Here is a 21,001-nt window from a genome sequence, read left to right on the forward strand (position 1 = left end):
TCCGGCTCGGTTGAATGATGGCACTGATGCGCAATTGGGAAGTTCTATGCCCTCAATTTTTCCAAAGCGATTCCCCAATTGGCTACCTTTTTTCCTAGTTCAAACCATAGTTCGCTATTCGAAGACGTCCGAATCCGTTCTACCTGCTTATGCATCGAAATTGTCTGAGTGTGTTCTAGGAAACGTTCAAGCATTTTCTCGCCCAACCCTGGAGCGAGCAGGCACTCGCAGTCTTTCTGGCCCTGAATCTTTGGACATTTTCCAATCGCACAATCCTTTCCTGCCTTGAATGGGTGCGGAATTCGTTCTGACGCTTTGCGCCAAAAGTCTCGCTCTGTTTGATCGACATTGCTTTCGCAACAAAGACTCAATTTTGTGCCAAGTTTTAAATCTGCCCAAAGATGAATAGTCGAGTTCTCAAAAACATTTTTCTGCAAGTACTGAAGCTGATCAGAGGTAGCAAATCTTGCATCTGAAGCCTGTGTTGAGTCACTCAATAGATTGATGGGAAGGATATTCTCAATTTCTCGACATGGCAGAGGGACGTGAGCCGCTACCCAACTACCCTTGTCTGCGATCGCTTCGCATTTTTGAGTCGGCAAACATGCGGCTGCGTCGGGATGGGAGCGATCAGTATCAGTCAGCGCCATTACGAACTGTCTTGCGTCACGCATTTTCTTTTCAAGAGTAGGAGCTATTTCTGCACCTCCCCCACCATCTTCTGTTAAGGAAATTCTGAGTCCTCTGGGGTTGAACTCAATATGAAAATGTGTCGCACAACCGAGTAGTGCGGACGCATCTCTGAGGTTTTCACACAAAACACTTGCAGGCACAAGAGCCACATTTGAAAAGTGTCTTAGAGGTACGTGCCAGTGATTCTTTTCAGGCTGTTGCGTAATATCTAATTCTGCTCGAAGCGTTACTTTAAATACCTGCAACTCTGACAATGAAAGTAACTCTGGTAGTCGATTAATTACTGATCGCAAGACAGCTTTGCTATGTCCAGATAGCGCAGCTTTTTGGAAGCTTTCTAAGGTTTTTCTATTGCCAACTAAGACGTGTTCGCCGCGAAAAACAGAACTCAAAATATTTTCCAGAGCTGCAAGGGCGTCGTTGTCAGCCGCAAAGTCGATATTCTCCAAATCGGGAGATAGCTCAATCCACATACTAGCTTTCTGGGTCAAAAAAACCATAGGGCCAGTTTGTAAGAACCCCTCTCTCGTCAAAACCAGAAACTCTTGTCCTTGTACGTTCGGCCTTCTCGGGATCCGGCTCAAAAAGAACTATGGATACGTCGCTTGGTAAAAGTTGACCGCTTTCTACGAGGGCCCCCAGTCGATTAATTAAATGTTGACTGTGCGTTTCAATAATCAATCTCGGCGCATTTTCTTGTCTTGCTAACGTAGGCCCAATTTCTTCGTTTGGTCGAATAAATCCAGCAAATACATCTCCTAGTTTCGCTTGGTACTGCGGGTGCAAATGCAACTCGGGCTGCTCAACCACCACAAAAGACGTGCGTGAGCCAGTGTTTTGTTGATTACTTGAAGACCAAAGTTGAGCGGCAATAGGTAGCACTTGGGATATTCCAAAGCCCATATCGGCTATGTTGGACATCGCGGTGTCGCGGATGCCCTTAGCCATGACCATAAGTTGGGCACCTTCCTTTTGCGGGCTCACATCTAGCTCTAGATATTTTTTTGTCCATGCCTGAAATGACGACAACTCGTTGGGCGAAAGGCTATCTAGGAACATTGGGAAGTTACGACCTTCCGGGTCTATTTCGGCAACCGCTAAATCAAGTCGGCGGTAGTAACGTTCTGCTGTAGCTCTAAGTGGCTTGAGATATCTAACGCCTTCAAATATTTCCCCAAGGCCTTCATCGACTACCTCAATAATGGATTCAATATTTGAAGCAACTAGTGAGCGTTGAATATCTTTAACAAAGGGGTGATTTTCGCTTAGTGAATTTCTTAAGTTCAACCAAGCTTGAGGACCATGAATTTTCGACATGGTCGCCAACAACTCACTTTTTGTTGAAACCGCTAGCTGAGACGCAATGCGTAGGATAGTCTGCGGGCTAGTGTTGCTTCTTAGTTGTGCGCCTATCAGTCGCATCAATGCACTACGCCAAGGATTTCTGGCTACCAACCATTTTTCTTTGTCTTCGGTGTCTCTTCTGAAAAACAGCAAGCGGGGCGTAATACTTCCTTGATTTGCGGCCACTCGATTTATCGTATCTGCGGCACGAAATTCAACGCCATCAATGAGGATTTTTGATATTTCGTTGGTGTCTGGAGCAATATCCAGAATCACATCGAGATCGTGAAAATTGAGTTTGAGACGGGATGCATAGGCTGAGTCCGACACCGAGTCGTGCGACAGAGTGATGGTGATGGTCGCTTTGCTCAGCCTTACAGTGTTTGCAGAGGAACGAAAAAAAGAGAAGCGATTTTCTCCAATTGTCTGACGGAGACGACGTTCAGTTTCCTTTTCTGAAAACTTCAGAGCGAAAGTTAATTCCAGAGTGTTCTCGCCACGGGTTACAGCTTGAGTGAACGATCCGAAATCAACTAAGTCTCCGAACCATAGTACTGGTGAGCGTTTACGTCTCTCTGAACTTTGCCGCAATAGAGGGAAGAGGCGGGCAAAGGTGCTTTTCCCAGCGCTATTTTTACCAAGTAAAACTGTTAATGGACGCAGTTCAATAGCTGGATCAATTTCATATAGGCTTCGAAGCCTTTTTACTCCCATGCCCGCAAGGTGCGCCATCCTCATCCCCTTTTTGTGATTTACTAATCCATCAAATCTAATAATTATTTTGTTACTAGATACGTCACTATTTTCCTCAAGAGTCTTTCATACCCGTCACCCGATTAAATACAGGCGTTCCCTAGGTGTGATCTACCAAGTCCGTCACAAAGTAGCCATACCGTTCAAACTGGAAGCGTTGACCTGTTGCCACATTGGCTAGTGATGGCTCCACATAAACCGTAACCACGCTCAAGCTGTTGGCGTTCAGGTTTTTCAGAAAATCCTTGCCGTTCGCTTCGGGGTGTGCCTCGGTAAATAGGCTGCCATACAGCCGCACGTCGGCTTCGACCCGTTGTCGCTGCTCTATTTTCCGGTTACCGGCAAGGTGGGGGTGGGCGCATCCTGCGTTGCCACCACAGCTGTCGGAAGGTTCACCTCGATCAGCGCTGCGGTGCTGCCTGTCGTACGTTCCAGCTTCATGGTTTTCAGTGGGCTGCGAATCACGTCATGCTTTTCCACCGCAATGAATTCGCGCTTCAGGACTTTCACATCTTCGTCGTAGTTGTCCTTGAGCACGACACTGAGCGTGCCGCTGCCATAGCCTGAAATTGCCTGATCAATCAGCGGAATGATGCCCCCGGTGGACTGATCGTCCTTGTTGGCTCTTTCCTTGTTAACTGCAGCAATGCGGCCCAGGTAGATCACGGAGTTGGGGGCTACTTCGAACGGCGCGTCTATCGCGAAGTCAATCCCGCCCATGATGGGGAATTTCTGGGACATGCCATAGATCTTGGAGAGTGTGTATTGCCCGGGCTGGATTTGCTGGGTGACAAGATAGGCGTTGGTGCCCGCGGGGATGGCGCTGAAAGCAGGAATTCGTTGGCGAGAATCAGTCCCTGTTTTTTTTATCATGACCACGCCGAGGTGGGTCGGATGGTAATTGGGCTTGTACTCGTTATGTAGCTCCACGCTGAGCGCGACGACGGATCCCTTGGTCCAATCCACAGTGGTCGCCGTTTTGTCGAGACTGGTGGCACATCCACTCAGGACGGCGATGGCTAGCGCGGCGAATAGCGCCTTGATGACGTTTTTCATGATGCTCCCTCTTTGATTTCTTTGTCATGCACCGGATGGTGCTTTTGCTTCCCGAAACTCCAGAGGGAGCTTCGACCTCACTTACCCCAAGAGTCTTTCATACCCGTCACCCGATTGAATACGGTTTTACCCGCACCGTGATCCACCAAGTCAGTGACAAAGTACCCATGCCGCTCAAACTGAAAGCGCTGACCGGCGGCTACGTTGGCCATGGATGGCTCCACATAAGCCGTGACCACGCTCAGGCTGTTCGGATTCAGGTTCTCCAGAAAATCCTTGCCGTTCGCTTCGGGATGCGCCTCGGTAAACAGGCGGTCGTACAAGCGCACTTCGGCTTGCACCGCATCGTTCACGCCAACCCAGGTGATCACGCCCTTGACCTTGATGCTGTCCGCGCCGGGTGTGCCGCTCTTGGTGTCGGGGACCAGCTTGGCCAAGACTTCTGTGACTTGGCCTGAGGCGTCTTTGGTGGCACCCACACATTCAATGACGTGGCCGTATTTCAGGCGCACCTTGCTGGCGGCAATGGCCTGGCCGCCGGCATTGGTGTGTGCGGGGAAGAGGCGGAAGAAACCTTTGGGCGGTGTTTCTTCGTAGTCGGTGCGTTCAATCCACACCTCTTTGCCGATCTTGAAGTGGCGTGTGCCTTGTTCGGGGTGGTGCGGGTGCACGGGGGCGTTGCAATCGTCCAGCTTGCCGGCGCCCATGACCTCGTCCCAGTTGGTCAGCACCAGCTTGATGGGGTCGAGCACAGCCATGGCACGTGGGGCGATCGGGTCCAGCGTGTCGCGCAGCGCGCCTTCGAGCGTGCTGTAGTCAATCCAGCTGTCGCTTTTGGTCACGCCAATACGTTCAGCAAAGAGCTGAATCGCTTCGGGTGTGTAGCCGCGGCGGCGCAGGCCGACGATGGTGGGCATGCGCGGGTCGTCCCAGCCGCTGACCTTGTGGTCATACACCAGTTGCGCCAGTTTGCGTTTGCTGGTCAACACATAGGTGAGGTTGAGGCGGGCAAATTCGTACTGGTGCGGGTGCGGCGTGGCCACCAGGCCGCCTTCGCACAGGCGGTCCAGCAGCCAGTCGTAAAACGGGCGCTGGTCTTCAAACTCCAGCGTGCACAGGCTGTGGGTGATTTGCTCCAGCGCGTCCTCGATCGGGTGGGCAAAGGTGTACATAGGGTAGATGCACCATTTGTCGCCCGTGTTGTGATGCGTGGCGCGGCGAATGCGGTAAATGGCCGGGTCGCGCAGGTTGATGTTGGGGCTGGCCATGTCGATCTTGGCGCGCAGCACCATGGAGCCGTCTTCATGCAGGCCGTCGCGCATTTCGCGAAAGCGCGCCAGGTTTTGCTCGGGCGTGCGGCTGCGGAAGGGGCTGTTGGTGCCGGGGTGGGCAAAGTCGCCGCGGCTCAGTCGCATTTGCTCGACGGTCTGCTCGTCCACGTAGGCGTGGCCGGCTTCGATCAGGTATTCGGCGGCGCGGTACATGAAGTCGAAGTAGTCGCTGGCCTGGTAGAGGTTTGTTTCGCCCTTGTTCTCCCAGCCAAAGCCCAGCCACTTCACCGCATCAATGATGGAGTCGACGTATTCGGTGTCTTCTTTTTCGGGGTTGGTGTCGTCAAAACGCAGGTGGCACACGCCGCCGTAGTCGCGCGCCAGGCCGAAGTTCAGGCAAATACTTTTGGCGTGGCCGATGTGCAGGTAGCCATTGGGCTCGGGCGGAAAACGCAGGCGCACCTTGGCCGGGTCCGTCTGGCCGGCGGCGTGGTGGGCGGCGTCGCCGGGGCTGCCGCCCCATTTGCGGTCGGCATAGGTGCCATGGGCCAGATCGTGTTCGATGATCTGGCGCAAAAAGTTGCTGGGCTTGGAAATTTCTTTGTCGGCAGGGGAGGTCATAGCCTTGATTCTAGGGGCTTGGCGGCGCCAGATCGGGTCTGGACGTTACGTTTGGCTACTCACTTCACTGTGCATGCGGTAAGCCGATAGCCGATTCGCGCGTTTAATACTTACATGGGCACTTAACGCCCCTTCCAAGGAGAATTCAATGTTGAAGTCAAAAATCCAGTCTTTGTCACCCCAGAGGGCTTTGCTGATGGCCGGTGCCACGGCGGTTCTGGCCGTGGCGGCCATGGGTTTTTCCGGTGGTGCCCATGCCCGTAGCGATGTGTCGTTTTCCGTCGGCGTCGCGGTGCCGGGCGTGCAGGTGGGGATAGGCAATGCTTATCCCGTCTACGGCGCACCGGTTTACGGCTATCCGCAGCCGGTGTATGTGCAGCCGCAACCGGTTTACGTACAGCCTGCACCTGTGTATGTCCGGCCGCGCCCGGTGTTTGTGCAGCAAGCGCCTGTGTATTACGGTCCCCCGCCCATGTATTACGGTTACGGCGGTGGTTACTACCGCCACGGTCACCGTGATCACGACCATGGTCATGGCGACCACGGCAACGGGCATCGCGGTGACCGTCGTTAAAACGGCCTGATCATTGCGTCACGCGGGCATGACCCGCAAAAAAGCCCGCAGGCTCAGGTCTGCGGGCTTTTTGTCGTTTGGGATGCCGGGGGCTTAACCCAGGGTGATACACACAATGTCATACACCCGGGGCCGGCTGCAATTTCTCATGGCCTTGTTCAGGCCGGCCGGTTTGACCCGCAGTGTGTAGCTGACAGGGGTCGGGCCACCGGCGTAGATCGACGGTCCGCTGTTGACCGCCGGTTGGGCTTGCGGCTCGGCACTGAGCACCCATTGGTACTCGCCATCGCTGCCGGCGATACGTTCGTAAAACAGGGTGTCGTCGCCGTTCTGGGCCTGCTGCACCGGGTGCAAAGACGGGGTGGCAGCTGCCGGGCGGTACAGGTGGGCGGCAGGCGCCGCACTGGAAAAAACGGCCATCAGGACGGCCGTGCCGGTGACCATCAACAGGGCCAGGCTCATGCCCCAACCCAGCGCGCGAAACTTGTTGTGTGTGCTTTTCATGGCGACTCACTCCTTCCTGCGTTTGTTGTCTGTCCAGTAGACCTCGGAGCCGGTGTGGGCAATGTAGGAAATCGCCCACAAGGCCTGCGGGCGCGCACCCTGTGGTGCCCGCCCGCATATGGGGCGCTGCTTAGACCGGGCGCCAGAAAATGTAGTCAGCCTGGTAGGGCAGGGTCAACTTTTCACCGGTGTTGAGCGCGGCGCAAGGTTTGGTTTTTTCAACGCCGCCTTTGGTCTTGATGCGCTGGATGAAGCTGATGTTTTGCAGAACACCGCTTCCCATGGACGGTTCGGCCCGGGCCAGTTGCAGCGGCAGGGTGTATTCACCGTTGGGCGCGACGGCGATCTGGGTGCCGACCACGCTAGAGCCGTCGATATGTGTCCACTTGGCAGGCGGGCCGGTGTAGGCGACCACGTCCTTGCCGGTGCGGTCCAGCAAATTGGCCTGCGGGCTCATCAGGACCCAGGCGTAGGGGCCGGTGGCGCTCGGGCGGCACTCGTAGTTGAGCAGGCCGGTCGCCGTGGTTTCCAGTACCACCTGGTGGCCCGCAGGAACCAGAACGGATTGCGGCAGGGTGTCCTGGCTGTAGGGCTTGGGCGGCGGCTTGACGCTGGAGCACGCGGCCATGATCAGGAGGGTGCCGCCGGCCAGGCAGGTGGTGCGCAGCAGGCGTTTGCCGAAGGTGCGTGCTTGGGTGTTGTTGCTTCTCATGGTGATTCCCTTGGTTTGTTTGTTAATGGGCCAGTAGAGCCGCAAGGCATGTAAGCGGATGTAGGACGCTGCGCATGGGTGCTGCGAGTGAAGCGCGCATTCGCAACATCGCTGCCGAAGTCGGGAATGCGCGCGGCCCTTGTTTGGCTTGTGGGCTGAAAACCAGCCGCGCAAGGCTTCAGCGCTGGCCGTTCGCTACCCGGAACCGTTCCAGGGCGCATGAATACCACGCCTACAGGGTCTTGTAGAAGATGTAGTCGGCCTGGTAGTTGACGGTCTGTTTGGCGTTCATGTTGCCGGCGTTGCACGGTGCGGCCGGTGCCACGCCGCCCCGGGTGTCCACGCGCTGGATGTAGGTCACACCCTGCATGGCGCCTGTGCCCATGGCCGGGTTGCCCTTGACCAGTTGCAGCGGGATGCTGCCCGCGACGTGGGGGGCGACAGCGAGCTGCACGGCGGTCAGTTTGGAGCCGTCCATGGCTTCCCAGGTGGCGGGTGGGCCGTAATACTTGCCGACCTGCTGGCCGCCCCGGCTCATCAGTTTGGCGTCGGGACCGACAAACACCCATTCGTGCTGGCCGGCCATGTCTTGGCGCTGCACAGGTAGGTGATCTCACCTACACCGACGGTTTCCATGGCGACCTTGTGGCCGGCTGGCACCTGCACGGCGGCCGGCAAACTGGCCTGCGAGTAGGTGGGCATGCCGGGGGACATGCTGCTGCAGGCGGCGACCAGCGAGACGGCGGCGGTGGCGATGGCGGTACGGATCATCATTTGGGGTTCTCCTGGTTTTACGTTGAGCTGGCTGGGCGCCAGCTTGTTGTTAACGCCTGTGCGAGCTGTTTTTGAACAGCCCTACACAGACGCCCTGTCGGGAGTACGCAGCAGATGCGGCGCTGGATTCAGGCGTTTTTCAGGCGTTTATTGCCCAAAGCGCGGGCCGTTTTGCAGGAACTCGATTTCCTGTGCCGTGCTGCTGCGCCCCAACGCGGCGTTGCGGTAGGGAAAACGCCCCAGGCGGGCGATGATGTCGCGGTGCTGCTCGGCAAAACGCAGGTTGTCGGCCATGGTGGCGCGCAGTTCGGTGGGCGCCGCTGCGACCAGATGGGTGAAGCGGCGCACGCACTCTTCCTGCAAGGCGAGGTCTTCGGCGTGCATCAAGGGCATGTACAAAAACACGCGGCCGACCCAGGGCAGTTGTTCGTCCAGGCCTTGTGCCTGGGCCTCGCGCACCAGTTGCTGGGCGCGCGTATCGCCGGCAAACGCCCTGGCCTGGCCGCGAAAGATGTTGCGGGTGAACTGGTCGAGCAGAATCACCAGCGCCAGGCGATGCAGCGGTTCAGCTTCCCAATCGACCAGGCCGCCGTCCAGCGCCTGCGCAACCTGGGCGCCGAATAGCTGACGGATTTGCGCGTCCAGCTCGGGGCCGCCGCCAAACCACTGTTTGTCCATGTCCTGGCTGGGCCAGCCCAAGGCAACGCCATCGCTTAGCCAGAAGTCGAGGACGGATTCAGGGGGAAGGGGGGAAGTCATAGAGGGTCACATGGCTCGAAATTGTTGACTGTACAACCGGCTGACCGCGAGTTTCTCAGTCCGGCCGCGCAGGCTCAAGGCGAGCTTGCCGGCTTCGTCGCGGCTCACCGCTTCGATCGCCGCCGCCTGCACCACCGTGCCGCGGTGGATTTGCCAGAAGTTTTGCGCATCCAGTTGGGGCAACAAGTCCTTGAGCGGCGTGCGTATCAGGTACTCGTGGCTGGCCGTCAAGACACGGACGTATTTGTCGGCGGCTTCAAAATAAAGCACGTCGCCTATGGGCACCATGCGGATGCTGCTGCCGACGCTGACCTGGAGCACCTTGAGCGGGCCGTCGCTGGCAGCGGGCGGCCGGGTGGCGGCCAGCAGCTGGCGCAGTTGCTCCAGCGTAGGTTCCAATGACGGCGCGTGATCCGCTTCTGAATTGATAGCTGCTTGCGCCCGTCCCATCAAGGCTAGCTTCACTTTTGACACTGTTTTTTGCAGGCGGGCTGGCTGCACGGGTTTAAGCAGGTAGTCCACCGCCTGGGTTTCAAAGGCCTGTACCGCGTACTGGTCGTAGGCGGTGACAAACACCAGCGCCGGAAAAGCCTGGCCTTGCGGCCAGTCGTCGGCCAGTTCGGCGGCGGCCTCCAGCCCACCCAGGCCCGGCATACGGATGTCGAAAAACAGCACCTCGGGCAACAACTGCAGCGCTTGCGCCACGGCCGAGGCGCCGTCGCCCACCGTGGCCAGCACGCGCAACTCGGGCCAGGCGCACGCCAGTTCGGCCTGCAGGGCTTGCGCCAACAGCGGTTCGTCTTCGGCAATCAGGGCGGTGGGGGCGGTGGCGAGGCGGTTTTGACTCATGATTGATAAGGAAATATGATGCTAGCCCTTGTTCCACCTGCGTGAATAGCTACTAAATCAATAGCGGCCTGAGGACCGTAAGCGGTTTGCAGGCGCTCGCGCACCTGGGCCAGGCCAAAACCCTGGCGGCTGGCGGCTTCGGGCTGCAGCCCCACGCCGCTGTCGACGACCTCCAGCACCAGCTGATTGCCCTGGCGTCGTGCGCTGACGGTGATGCTGCCGCCTTCGATCTTTGGCTCCAGCCCGTGTTTGATGCTGTTTTCCACCAGCGGCTGCAGCAGCAACGGCGGCACGGGCTGGCCGGCCAGCTCGGCTGGCAGGTCCAGCGTGTAGCGCAGGCGCGGGCCCATGCGCACGACCATCAGTTCCAGGTAGTCGCGCAGCCGGTCAAACTCGGCCTGCAGGGTGTGGCTGCTGGCGAGCGAGCCACTGAGGGTGGCGCGCAGGTAATCGTTCAGGCGGTCCAGCATGGCGACGGCGCGTTCGGGGTCGCTGCTGATCAAGACCCGCAGGTTGGCCAGGGTGTTGAACAACATGTGGGGTTCAAGCTGTGTCTCCAGCAGTTTTAGGCGCGCCTCGGCGGCATCACGTTGCGCCAGGGCCATGCGGGACTGCAGGAATTTGCTTTTGCCCCGGCTGAAAAAATAGTAGGAGCCCGCCACCCCGGCGGACACGGTCACGGCGATGGAGGCCCAGAGCCGCTGCGGCGCGGCGCTGTAAAACCCCCAGGTCGAGCAGCCGCAGTACAGGTCGCCCACCAGGCTGCCTACGCTAAAACCGCAGAGAATGCCGGCCGCCACCAGCAACGGGCCGCGTGGGCCTGTCGGCCAGGGAATCTGCGGATCGGTGCGCAGCAGGTGGCGGCCGATGTCGATGACCAGCCAGGTGGTCGTGCCGATGGCAATCGAATACACCAGCTGGTTGTCCCAGGGCTGCTGGGTGGACACCGTCAGGCCCAGCGCCACCAGGCAACAAAACACCAGCGTGATCAGGCCATGGCGCAGGAGGGCGATCAGGCTGAAGCTGCCGGGGTCATGCAAAGGGGGTTGGTCGGTGATGGGCATGTTGAACGCGAAGGGCGGAGAGGCTCATTTTGCGGCATAGGCGGCCTGGCGGGCGGGCCTCACCACGGGTCACGACCGGTCGGGGTGTTTTGCAGCGCCCGGCGCTCACGCGCCAGCAGCCAGGCATGGAAGCCGCCACCGGGCAGGGCGACGAAGGTCACCAGGCCGTGGATCAGCAGGGCCAGGCCCCAGCCCAACGCCGGAAAAATCGCCCAGTTCCGGCCCGTCATGCCGGCCAGGGTGGCCAGGCCGATGTTGACCGCGATGTAGACCACGGCGTGGATGTACCAGCCCAGCTTGCGGCCGGCGCGTCGGCGTGCGAGTTTTTCCATCGCCTTGTGTTGCAGTTCGAGTGATGTGTTCATGGCGGCCTCCTGGTGTCAGGTGTTGAAGGCCGTGGCGGCCGGGCGAGCACCGGGGCGGCGGGCCAGACGCCAGAGGCGGGCGGCACGACCGGCGAAGAGGCCGCTGAACAGACCATACAGGCCGCCCACGATCAAGGTGTACTGGCCGTCGCGTGCCAATGGGGGCTGCATGCTGAGCTCGATGCCGACGATGTATTTGGTCAGGAAGATGCCCAGGATCAGCACCAGCGGCACCCAGCTGCCGGGCATATGAAAGCGGCGGCTGGTGGCGTCGTAGAAAGTGCCGGCCGGTGCTGCCAAGGGTGCCATCAGGCCCAGCATCAGCGCCGTGCAGACGGCCCAGGCCAGCAGGACATACACAAACAACGGCGAGCTGCCAAAGGCCGAAGCCGTGCCCCACAAGGACAGGCCCGCCATGGCCACCGGCATCAGCGCCATGCGCAGGGCGCTGACGCTGCGTGTGCGCACCTGGCTCAGGCCCAGGGCCAGCAGGGCGGCGAACAGGCCCCAGACCCACACAGGAGTGTGTTGAAGAACAGGCCCCAGGGCCTGCGGGTGTTGGATGAGAAGCTGGATCAGCATGGTGGTTTCTCCTTCGGTGTCGTGAAGAGCGTGAACGCGGGTTTAGAGCAGGCCGAGGCTGCCCCAGAGTTGTTGGCCCAGGTAGCGGCTGGGCAGCAGCGTGAAGGCGCCGGCGACGATGCAACTGACGACGTAGGTGATCAGCATGCGTTTGCGGTGCAGGCGGATGTTGCCCTGGACCAGCGCCCGGAAAGCGCCAAACAGCGCGAGAAAGGTGGCCGGCACCAGCAAGTGGATGGGGGTGTAGCCGGCGAGGTTGGGCAGCTTGAAGTCGCGAATAAAAATAGCCGACAAGGCGGTGATCAGGATCAGCGTGACCCAGGCGTAACCAAAAGCGCGGTGTAGGCGCGGACGCTGGGCTTGGCTGCGGCGTGCCCACAAGGCGATGGGGCCAACCGCCACGGCGGCGATGGCGGCGGTCATGTGCACGGCGATGAGGGGGGTGAGTTGCATGGCAGGCTCCGGTTTCGTTCGATGGAGCGAACTATGCAGGTCGCCCTGCCTGGCCGCGAGCGGGATGCGACGAAATGCGGGAAAGCGGGTGCGGAATGCACCGGCCTGGCGTGAGACGCAGGCGCAGGGGCGGGCTATTTGACGCCAGCGCCCTTGAAAATGAAGGCACTGACCTCGGCGATCAGGTGTTTGCGCAAGTCCGCGTCGATGTGGGTGATCGCGCGAAAGTACAGGACCTGGTCCGCATGGTCGGCATAAAACTGGGTCATGGCCCAGATGTGGAACAACAGGGCCAGGGGGTCCAGCGGGTCCATCAATCCCTGGTTGATCCAGTTCTGGATCACGGCCGCGGCCTGTTCGGTGCGCCGCTTGCTGGTGCCCAGCATGGCGCGCAACACGGGCGCGCCGCGCATCATCTCGGCCGCAAAAATCCGCGAGCGCAGTGGCTGCTCGAAGGAAAACACCATCTTGCGCTGGATTAAATCACCCAGCACCTTGCGCGGCCCGAAGGCTTCGTCGTTAAAGCCGAAGACACCAATCCAGTCGTCCACGATGTCTTGCAAGACTTGGCGGTACAGGTCTTCCTTGCCGGCAATGTAGTAATGCAGCTGGGCTTTGGACAGACCAGCCTTGTCGGCAATCGCCTGGGTCGATGCGCCGCTCAGGCCTTCGGCCGCGAAAACTTCAATCGCAGCCTGGTTGATGGCCGCCAGGGTCTGGCTTCTGCGCTGGGACGGCCGCCGCGTGACTTGGGCCGGAGGTGATTCATGCAGGGCGTCGGTCTTGGACATGGCAGTTGGCTTGCGCAAATGCTTGTCGGTCAGAGGTCGAGCACCAGCGGCCCGCTCTTGGCGCGCGAGCAGCACAAGGCGACCTGGTGTTTGCGTTCACCGGATGTCAGGCAGAAGTCGCGGTGTTCGGCCTCACCTGCCAGGCAACCCACCACGCAGGTGCCGCACAGCCCTTGCTCACACGAGGTCGGGATGTCTATGCCCACGTCATGCAAGGCGTCTACCGCGGTCTGGTCGGCCGCCACGGTGACCGTGATGCCGCGGCGTGCGAGCACCAGTTCAAACGGGCTGTCGCTGCCGCTGCCTGCACCGGTGCTGGGCGGCGCGAAATATTCGCTATGGATGTTGTCTTCGGCCCATGACGCGGCCGCAGAACGCACCGCCTGCATGAAGCCGGCGGGCCCGCAGACGTAGAGGTGGGTGTCGGCGGCGGACTCGGACAGCAATTGTTTCAGGTCGATTTTTTCTTTGGCCGCGGCATCGTCGAAATGCAGGCGCACGTGTGGTGCCAAGGCGGGCTCGCGCAACACATCGGCAAAGGCCAGATGCGTCTGGCTGCGGGCGAAGCAGCAGAACTCAAAATCGGCGCCTTGTTGCGCGAGTGACTGCGCCATGGCCAGCAGCGGCGTCATGCCGATGCCGCCGGCCAGCAGGATGTGTTTGCGGGCTTGCGGCACCAGCGCAAAGGTGTTGCGCGGCGCGCTGACCGGCAACAGGTCGCCTTCGCGCACGCGTTCGTGCAGGGCGGCCGAGCCGCCGCGGCTGTCGGCTTCGCGCTTGACGGCAATCACATAGGGTGCGGCCAGTGCGTCGTCCGCACCGGGTGAGCGGGCCAGCGAATACTGGCGCATGAAACCGCCCGGCATGTGCACATCAAGATGTGCACCGGCGCTGTAGGCCGGCAGTGCGCGGCCCCAGGGATGGGACAGCTCAAAGGCCAGGATGTCCGGCGTCTGGCGGATGATGCGGGTGACGCGGACGGTCAGAATGCGGTCGAGCACGGAGAATCCTTCAGGAAGACGAGGGCGTGGTCGCGCCAGGGCGCGCCAGCGGAATATAGGCCGTGGCCTCGACCTCGATACGCACCGCACGCGAGGGCAACATGCCGCTGACCTCAACCACGGTGGACACCGGCGGCTCGCCCGGATAAAACATGCGGCGCACGCGGTTGTAAAGCGGGTAGTCGCGCAGGTCGGTGAAATACTGCACCAGCTTGAACACGTCGTCCATGGAGCCGCCGGCCTCTTCGGCCAGTTGGCGGATTCGGTCCAGCACAAACCAGCTTTGCACCAGCGCCGGCGCCTGGAAGATGTCCACCGACAACTCGCCGGTCTCGCCGAGTTCGCGCCGCACCTGCTCCGGCAGATCGTCAAAACGCTCGATCACCCGGCCGGCCTGCGGGTCGACCGCGATCACGCCCGACATGTAAACCATGTCGCCCACCCGTTTCCAGGCGGCATAACGGGCCAGCGGCTGGCCAGTGCTCTTGTTCATGACCCAGTCCTTACTTGGCGAGTTTCTTGCGCAGTTCCAGGCCCGCGCCTGTGTTGGCGAACTGCGTGGTGTAGACCGAGGCCAAGGCGAAGTCCGTCGGTTTGTACAGGCCGGCGGCGATGGCCTTGTCGTAGAAGTCTTTCATGCGTGCATCGGTCATGGCGCCTATGCCCAGCTTTTGCGCGTCGCCGGTGTCGATCAGCGCGCGGATCACGCCTATGGATTTTTCGATGTATTCGTCGCTGATGTCGGGGTTGATTTTTTTGATCAACTGATCGGCGGCCTTGCGGTCACCGTAGAGGTAGTTGTACCAACCGATTTGCGAGGCTTCGATGAAACGGCGCACGGTTTCGGGCTTGTTTTTCACGAAGTCCTGGCGGGTTTCGATCACCATGCCGTAAGTGGACCAGCCGGCATCGGCCAGCAGGTGCACCACGGGTTTGAAACCGGCTTGTTTTTCCACCGCCATGGGCTCCGAGGTGGCATAGGCTTGCTGCACCGACTGCTTGTCGGCCAGGAACTGCGACAGGCTGTAGTTGTAGGGCTTGACCTGTTCGTCGCGAAAGCCTTGCGAGGCTTTCATCCATTGCCAGAAGCTGAACTGACCGTCCTTGGACAGCAACACGGTTTTGGCTTTGTTCAGGTCAGACCATTTGTCCAGGCCCTGGCCGGGGTGGGCGATGATGGCCTGGGGATCTTTCTGGAAGTAGCCCGCGACCACCACCGTGGGGATTTTTTGCTTGGCGTTGTCGAAAGCCATCAGCATGTTGCCCGTCATGATGAAGTCGACCTTGCCTGCCGGCAACATGGGCCGGTTGTTGACTTGCGGGCCGCCTTGCTGAATGTCCACGTCCAGGCCGTATTTTTTGTAGGTGCCGTCCACCAGCGCCTGGTAAAAACCGCCGTGGCCGGGCTGGGCCCGCCAGTTGGTGGCGAAGGCGATTTTTTCCTGCGCCTGCGCAGCGAAGGCCGAACCGGCGAGGGCGGCGACCAACAGGGCGCGTAGGGTTTTTGAGCCAAAGGGTGTCATGGTCGAGTTTCCTTTTGTGGTTGGGCTGGGGAGGGGGACTGCGGGACGGGTTCAGGCTTCTCGCGCCATGGACGGCTGCCAGCCGCGCGTTTTGCCGGGATTCATCAGGCCCATGGGGTCGCTGAGTTTCTTGAAATCGATCTGCATCGAGTCTATGGTTTTCATGCCACCGTCTTCGATGGTGACCACATGCGGGTTGAAAATCACGCAGCCGCCTTGCGACTCGATTTCGCGGATCACTTCGTACTGATGCGCTTCGCCTTTCCAGCGCACCAGCAGGATGGCAAAAGTGGCGTAGTCGCCGTGCATGCGCGCGAACTCATGGTGCTGGTAGACGTCGTCGCCGAAGATGGCGATGTGTCTGTCCACCACGGCCGGATCGAAGGGCTGGGCATACGCCACTTGCAGATAAGTCCAGGAGCGGTCGACCTTGAGCACCTGCAAGGTGGTGTGGTTGTAGGCGCATTCGGCGGCCGAGGGCAGGCCTTCGGCATCGAGCTCGGCCTCGGTGCGGGCCAGCGAGATAGTCCCGCCGTGGGCGAGCACCAGCTTTTCGAACGCCGCCATTGACGCAGGTGCGACCATGGCAAACATGGCGTGGCGATCGGCCGGAAAATAAGATTTGAGCGTTGTGTAATACGACGAAAAACGTGCATCGACAGCCGACAGCAGGAACAGTTCCAGCTCGGGTGTGCTGGCCGCCACGCCGAAATCCAGAACCTGGCGGTAGCTGTCGAACAGCGCGATGCAATGCAGCCATTCGACCGCCGGACTCAGGGCCACCTCGACTTCGGTCAGGATGCCGTTGGTGCCGTAAGCGTGGTGCACTTTCTGGATATCGTCGCCAAACAGTTCAATCACCTGGGGCTCGCTCTCCACGGTCACGATGCGTGCGCGTATCAGGTTGCCCGGGTCGCGCAACACGCCGTGGCGCGTGGACCCGATGCCGCCGAAACCACCGGCGATAAAGCCGCCTATGGTCGCCACGCGCCAGGTCGACGGCCACATGCGCAAGGCCTGTCCGGTTTCCCGCACTGCCATTTCAATGTCGTGCATACGCGCGCCGGCCTGTACCGTGACGCGGCCGGGCGCGACGTCGAGCACGCGGCTCATGGGGGTGACGTCCATCACCAGGCCGCCCGCCATGGGCACACATTGGCCGTAGTTGCCGGTGCCGCCCGCGCGGATCGTGAGCGGCAGCTTCCAGCGTGCGGCCACGGCGGCGACCTGCTTGACGTCGGCCTCGGTGCTGACCTTGACCACGAGGTCGGCCACGCAGCCGGCCAACTGCTCGGTCAGGATGGGGCTGTACCAGTAAAAGTCCTTGGAGAGCTGTTTGCGCTGGCGCAATTCGCCAATCACATTCAGGCCGTCCAGGTCACGTTGTACGGCGGCCCAGTCGATGGCGGGACGGGTTTCTTCTGCAGCGGGCAGGGGAACGGAGGAGATCATGGCGCGGGCCTCAGGTGGGTACATGGCGCAGGCCGTCGAGGCTGCGAAAGTCGGGTCGCTCGGCATGGATGCGCTGGCCGGCGCGTATGACCTGGCGGCCCAGCTCGGGCCGGCTCAGGACCTCGGCGCTGGTACGTCCCGGGTGCAACACCAGGTCGGCGGGTGAGCCGCGGCGCAACACGCCATCCCAGGCCAGGCCCAGGGCGTTGGCCGCGGTGCGGGTGATCGCGTGCGCCCATTGCGGTATGGCATCGTCGAGCTGGGCCGCGCAGGCGGCGAGCGCCAGGGTGCGCAGCGGGTCGAGGTCGCCGAACGGTGAAAAACAGTCACGGTGGTTGTCCGAACCAAAAGCCACGGGAATGCCCAGGGCGCGTGCTTCGTGCACGGGCGTGATGCCGCGCCAGCGTGGCGTGTGGCGCGGGGCTTGCTGGCTGCTGTCCTGCAAATACAAATTAGTCAGCGGCAAGGACACCAGGCTTATCCCGGATGCGGCCACAACTTCCAGCACCTCGGCCAGCGGCTGCGGCGCCAGGCGCGACAAGGCGCAGGCGTGGCCACAGACGGTGCGGGCGCCGTAGCCCCGTTCCAGCGCGAGGCGGGCCACCGGCAGGGTGTGGACATGGTTGCTATCCAGGTGTTCGTCGATATGGAAATCGAGCCGCAGATCGAACCGTTCTGCCAGGTCAAACGCGCGTGGCAGCAGGCCGGCAATGTGCGGTGCGGCGTAGGCAAACAGGCCCAGAATGCCGCCGGCCTGAGCGACGTGGCGGGCCAGACGTTCGGCGGCAGTCGTGTCGGCCAGCACATCGACCGGGGCCAGCGAGGTCAGCACCAGCTCGATGCGGCCGCGCCAGCGTTCGCGCGCGTCGAGCAAGGCCTGCCAGGCCAGCGGGCTGTCGGGGTCGGACCAGTCGCAATAGGAGTTGAGGGCCCGCGTGCCATGGGCCCAGGCTTCCTGCAGGCCGAAGTCGATACGCGCCGCCAGTTCTGTGGCTGTCCAGAGTGCGTAGTCGGCCTGCACGGCCTCAATCGCGCCGAACAGGCTGCGCGCGGGCTCCATGCCCACCGAAAGCAGGTCGCCCTTGTCCAGGTGGGTGTGCGGATCAACAAAGGCCGGCAACACGGTGGCGCCGTCGAGGTTGAACACCGGCAGTCCGCCCTGGGCCTGGGGCTCGATGGCGCTGATGAACCCGTCGGTGATTTGCAAAGCCACCGGGTCTGTGCGCCAGGCGGTTGCTGCACGTTCCAGCAGATCGGCGGGCACGCGGGCATGGCTCAGCCAGTAGCTGGGCGGCAGTTGCTGGGGCCAGTGGGCAGCGGCGAAGGGATGGCGTGCGGGCATGGATGATCAGTTTTCGCGCCGCATTTCGCTTTCGTGCCAGTGGCCCAGCACCCAGCGCGAGAGCGCCGCGAACACGACAAAAATCGCAATGCCCAGCAGGGACACCAGCAGCAGCGCCGCGAACATCATGGGGATTTCGGTGCGAAAGCTGGACTCGAGAATACGTGAGGCCAGCCCGGTCTCGCGGCCCGCCGTGCCGGCCGTGAACTCCGCCACCACGGCGCCGATCAGGCTCAGGCCGCCAGCGACCTTCAGGCCCGCCATGAAATAAGGCAGGGCAGTGGGCATCAGGAGATAACGAAAACGCTGCCAGGGTGTGGTCTGGTACAGCGTGAACAAATCGCGCAGGTTGCTGTCCGCGCTTTTGAGGCCGATCACGGTGTTGGAGAGGATGGGAAAAAAGGCAACAATCCAGGCGCACAGCAGCAAGGCGGCCGTGGTGCTGGAGATATAGATCAGGATCAGCGGCGCAATCGCGACGATGGGCGTGACCTGCAGGATCACGGCGATAGGGAAAAATCCGATCTCCACCCACTTGGACATGGAGAACGCAATCGCCAGCAAGACGCCGCCGGCAATCGCGGCGGCCAGTGCCAGCAAGGTGAGTTTGACCGTGAACCACAAGGCCGGCGACAGCGAGGCCCAGTTGTCAAACAGCGTGCTCAAAATCAGTGAGGGCGCAGGCAGGATGTAGTGCGGGATGTTGTTGACACGCACCATGACTTCCCAGATCAGAAACAGGAGGGTGACCACGGTGAGCGGCACGACGATGCGCAGCACAGTCTCGCGACGCCGCGCGCGCGCCAGCCGGTCGTTGTTGCTGCCAACCGTCAGGGTGTCGTCGGAGGAAACCGTTGGAGGCACTGCCATGCGGTCAGTGGTCGATGCTGAGGCCATGAAGGGCTCCGTGAAGCGAACGCGACACCGCAATGCAGTGTTCGTTGTAGCGGGTTGAGGTGCGGAAGGCGTCGCCGCGCGGATAAGGTTCGTCGATGTGAATCTCGTCGATCACCCGGCCCGGTCGGGCCGCCATCACGACGATGCGGTCGGACAGGTAGACCGATTCGTAGACGCTGTGTGTCACAAAAATGACGCTGAAACGGTGTTCCTTCCAGATCGCCAGCAAGTCATTGTTGAGCTTGATACGTGTCATTTCGTCGAGTGCGGCGAAAGGCTCGTCCATCAGCAGTAGGCGTGGCCGGGTCACGAGCGCACGCGCAATCGAGACGCGCATCTTCATGCCGCCCGAAAGTTCACGCGGGTAGACGTCGGCAAAACGTGACAGGCCCACCATCTCCAGCACCTGCTGCACGACCGGTGCGGCTTCGTCGCGTTTCATGCCGCTGAGTTTGAGCGGCAGGTAAACGTTGTCAAACACCTTGGCCCAGGGCATCAGTGTGGGTTCCTGGAACACAAAGCCCAGGTCGCGGTTGATGCCGCTGCTGGCGGTGGGCGCGGAGCCCCAGACCACCTCGCCCGACGTGATGCTGGTGAGTCCGGCGATCAGGCGCAAAGCCGTGCTTTTGCCGCAGCCCGAGGGGCCGAGAAAGCTGACGAAGTCGTGCTCGCCGATGTCGAGCTTCATGCCCTCCAGCGCCAGCGTGCCGTTGGCAAAACGCTTGCCGACGTTGCGCAGGCTGACCAGTGGGTGGTTTGATGAGGTGTCCATGACCATCCTTGGTGGGGCTTATTGCCAGGCGGGGGCGTTGTCCAGGCGCTCGATCGGGAAACGGTCGATCTCGTGCAGCAGTTCGACAAAACGCTGGCCCACATGGTCCAGCACGGCTTCGCCCTTGTCGGCGGTCGCGCGCGTGGCATCACCGGCGGCACCCTCGGGGTTGATGTCCTGGATCTGCCAGCCGAGCTTGCCGCTGGGGCTGATGGACAGAAAGCGGCCTTCCTTGGCGAGTTTCTCGGTCAGGGAGGGGAAGTTCTTGAAGTTCTCGCGGCGCACATGGTCGGGCGTGAGCTTGAGCATGATGGAGCTTTCGAGATCGCCGGCATGGATGCCGTGTTTCATCTCATGTTCTTCAAACATGCCGCCGGGCAGGCCCAGCGTGTACCAGTTGGCGGCGACGGTCATCATCGAATGTTTCTCGCGCAGGTCGCGCGCCACGATGTCCATCACCGACATCTGGCCGCCGTGGCTGTTGAACAGCACCAGCTTGCGCACGCCGGCCGCCGCCACGCAGGCACCGATGTCGGTCCACAGTGCGATCAGGGTCGCGGCCGACACCGTGAGCGTGCCGGGGTAGCGTGAATGTTCGTTGCTTTTGCCGTAGGCCACGGTGGGCAGGAACAAGGCCGGCAGTTCCGGCGGCAGGTGCCGGATTGCCGCTTGCACCATGCCGTCAATGGTTGCGGTGTCTGTGGACATCGGCAGGTGCGGACCGTGCTGCTCGGTGGCGCCCACGGGCAACACGGCGATCAGGCGCGACCGGTCGAGACGGGAAAAGGCCTCGCTGGTCCAGTCGGACCAATAGCGACTGTGAAAAGGCGACGAATTCATGAGCGCTCC

The 21,001-nt window shown here is 60.8% G+C and carries 23 protein-coding genes and 1 pseudogene; 1 reads left to right on the forward strand and 23 read right to left on the reverse strand.

Features of this window, described 5'->3' with window-relative positions; genetic code table 11:
• Positions 1-44 precede the first annotated feature (44 nt).
• The 5 genes from ACHMXK_RS07190 to ACHMXK_RS07210 all read right to left on the reverse strand — a co-directional run bounded on the left by ACHMXK_RS07190 (position 45) and on the right by ACHMXK_RS07210 (position 5,738).
• A complete protein-coding gene (locus ACHMXK_RS07190) occupies positions 45-1,193 on the reverse strand; it encodes a hypothetical protein (protein WP_397438963.1) in 1,149 nt (382 codons plus the stop codon).
• Positions 1,168-2,769, reverse strand: coding sequence for a DUF3696 domain-containing protein (locus tag ACHMXK_RS07195; protein ID WP_397438965.1), 1,602 nt, complete (start codon positions 2,767-2,769; stop codon positions 1,168-1,170). The genes ACHMXK_RS07190 and ACHMXK_RS07195 overlap by 26 nt, the downstream gene beginning before the upstream one ends.
• Before the next feature lie 121 nt (positions 2,770-2,890).
• The gene (locus ACHMXK_RS07200) at positions 2,891-3,118 is read right to left on the reverse strand and encodes a hypothetical protein (protein WP_397442462.1); all 228 of its coding nucleotides are present in this window, start codon (positions 3,116-3,118) and stop codon (positions 2,891-2,893) included.
• Complete coding sequence (locus ACHMXK_RS07205; RefSeq protein ID WP_397438967.1) at positions 3,115-3,846, reverse strand: hypothetical protein; 732 nt, start codon at positions 3,844-3,846, stop codon at positions 3,115-3,117. The genes ACHMXK_RS07200 and ACHMXK_RS07205 overlap by 4 nt, the downstream gene beginning before the upstream one ends.
• Before the next feature lie 77 nt (positions 3,847-3,923).
• A complete protein-coding gene (locus ACHMXK_RS07210; protein WP_397438969.1) occupies positions 3,924-5,738 on the reverse strand; it encodes a glutamine--tRNA ligase/YqeY domain fusion protein in 1,815 nt (604 codons plus the stop codon).
• Between the two features lie 148 nt (positions 5,739-5,886).
• Here ACHMXK_RS07210 and ACHMXK_RS07215 point away from each other — a divergent pair, with 148 nt between their 5' ends.
• Positions 5,887-6,312 carry a hypothetical protein gene (locus tag ACHMXK_RS07215; RefSeq protein ID WP_397438971.1) on the forward strand — a complete coding sequence of 142 codons (426 nt, stop codon included), beginning with the start codon at positions 5,887-5,889 and terminating at the stop codon, positions 6,310-6,312.
• A gap of 93 nt (positions 6,313-6,405) precedes the next feature.
• Here ACHMXK_RS07215 and ACHMXK_RS07220 read toward each other — a convergent pair whose 3' ends face one another.
• From ACHMXK_RS07220 to ACHMXK_RS07305, 18 genes and pseudogenes are all read right to left on the reverse strand, one after another.
• On the reverse strand, positions 6,406-6,816 hold the full coding sequence (locus ACHMXK_RS07220; protein ID WP_397438973.1) for a hypothetical protein: 411 nt from the start codon (positions 6,814-6,816) through the stop codon (positions 6,406-6,408).
• A 130-nt stretch (positions 6,817-6,946) separates the two neighbouring features.
• Complete coding sequence (locus ACHMXK_RS07225; RefSeq protein ID WP_397438975.1) at positions 6,947-7,528, reverse strand: DUF3455 domain-containing protein; 582 nt, start codon at positions 7,526-7,528, stop codon at positions 6,947-6,949.
• A 232-nt stretch (positions 7,529-7,760) separates the two neighbouring features.
• Positions 7,761-8,302 (reverse strand): annotated as a pseudogene (locus ACHMXK_RS07230) (DUF3455 domain-containing protein).
• Between the two features lie 147 nt (positions 8,303-8,449).
• Positions 8,450-9,061 carry a DUF924 family protein gene (locus ACHMXK_RS07235; protein WP_397438977.1) on the reverse strand — a complete coding sequence of 204 codons (612 nt, stop codon included), beginning with the start codon at positions 9,059-9,061 and terminating at the stop codon, positions 8,450-8,452.
• A 6-nt stretch (positions 9,062-9,067) separates the two neighbouring features.
• Positions 9,068-9,910, reverse strand: coding sequence for a LytR/AlgR family response regulator transcription factor (locus ACHMXK_RS07240; protein WP_397438979.1), 843 nt, complete (start codon positions 9,908-9,910; stop codon positions 9,068-9,070).
• Positions 9,907-10,974: a sensor histidine kinase gene (locus ACHMXK_RS07245; protein ID WP_397438981.1), complete on the reverse strand. Its 1,068-nt coding sequence runs from the start codon at positions 10,972-10,974 to the stop codon at positions 9,907-9,909. Before ACHMXK_RS07245 ends, ACHMXK_RS07240 begins: the two co-directional genes overlap by 4 nt.
• A 59-nt stretch (positions 10,975-11,033) precedes the next feature.
• On the reverse strand, positions 11,034-11,339 hold the full coding sequence (locus ACHMXK_RS07250) for a 2TM domain-containing protein (RefSeq protein WP_397438983.1): 306 nt from the start codon (positions 11,337-11,339) through the stop codon (positions 11,034-11,036).
• Between the two features lie 15 nt (positions 11,340-11,354).
• Entirely contained in the window at positions 11,355-11,921 is a 567-nt protein-coding gene (locus ACHMXK_RS07255; RefSeq protein WP_397438986.1) for a DUF6622 family protein, read from the reverse strand.
• A gap of 42 nt (positions 11,922-11,963) precedes the next feature.
• On the reverse strand, positions 11,964-12,374 hold the full coding sequence (locus ACHMXK_RS07260) for a DUF2306 domain-containing protein (protein WP_397438988.1): 411 nt from the start codon (positions 12,372-12,374) through the stop codon (positions 11,964-11,966).
• A gap of 134 nt (positions 12,375-12,508) precedes the next feature.
• Positions 12,509-13,165, reverse strand: a complete 657-nt coding sequence (locus ACHMXK_RS07265; protein ID WP_397438990.1) for a TetR family transcriptional regulator C-terminal domain-containing protein — start codon at positions 13,163-13,165, stop codon at positions 12,509-12,511.
• Positions 13,166-13,194: 29 nt separating this feature from the next.
• On the reverse strand, positions 13,195-14,166 hold the full coding sequence (locus tag ACHMXK_RS07270; RefSeq protein ID WP_397438992.1) for a PDR/VanB family oxidoreductase: 972 nt from the start codon (positions 14,164-14,166) through the stop codon (positions 13,195-13,197).
• A 10-nt stretch (positions 14,167-14,176) separates the two neighbouring features.
• Complete coding sequence (locus tag ACHMXK_RS07275) at positions 14,177-14,659, reverse strand: RidA family protein (protein ID WP_397438994.1); 483 nt, start codon at positions 14,657-14,659, stop codon at positions 14,177-14,179.
• A 10-nt stretch (positions 14,660-14,669) separates the two neighbouring features.
• Complete coding sequence (locus ACHMXK_RS07280) at positions 14,670-15,689, reverse strand: ABC transporter substrate-binding protein (RefSeq protein ID WP_397438996.1); 1,020 nt, start codon at positions 15,687-15,689, stop codon at positions 14,670-14,672.
• A gap of 51 nt (positions 15,690-15,740) precedes the next feature.
• The gene (locus ACHMXK_RS07285; RefSeq protein ID WP_397438998.1) at positions 15,741-17,141 is read right to left on the reverse strand and encodes an FAD-binding oxidoreductase; all 1,401 of its coding nucleotides are present in this window, start codon (positions 17,139-17,141) and stop codon (positions 15,741-15,743) included.
• A 10-nt stretch (positions 17,142-17,151) separates the two neighbouring features.
• The gene (locus ACHMXK_RS07290) at positions 17,152-18,483 is read right to left on the reverse strand and encodes an amidohydrolase family protein (RefSeq protein WP_397439000.1); all 1,332 of its coding nucleotides are present in this window, start codon (positions 18,481-18,483) and stop codon (positions 17,152-17,154) included.
• Positions 18,484-18,489: 6 nt separating this feature from the next.
• Positions 18,490-19,353, reverse strand: coding sequence for an ABC transporter permease (locus ACHMXK_RS07295; protein ID WP_397439003.1), 864 nt, complete (start codon positions 19,351-19,353; stop codon positions 18,490-18,492).
• 4 nt (positions 19,354-19,357) lie between these two features.
• Positions 19,358-20,152 (reverse strand): ABC transporter ATP-binding protein, encoded by a 795-nt coding sequence (locus tag ACHMXK_RS07300; RefSeq protein ID WP_397439005.1) that lies wholly within the window; start codon positions 20,150-20,152, stop codon positions 19,358-19,360.
• An 18-nt stretch (positions 20,153-20,170) separates the two neighbouring features.
• Entirely contained in the window at positions 20,171-20,992 is an 822-nt protein-coding gene (locus tag ACHMXK_RS07305; protein WP_397439007.1) for a creatininase family protein, read from the reverse strand.
• Between the last annotated feature and the right edge of the window lie 9 nt (positions 20,993-21,001).

The sequence above is a fragment of the Polaromonas sp. UC242_47 genome, assembly GCF_044452385.1.
Lineage (GTDB): Bacteria > Pseudomonadota > Gammaproteobacteria > Burkholderiales > Burkholderiaceae_C > Polaromonas.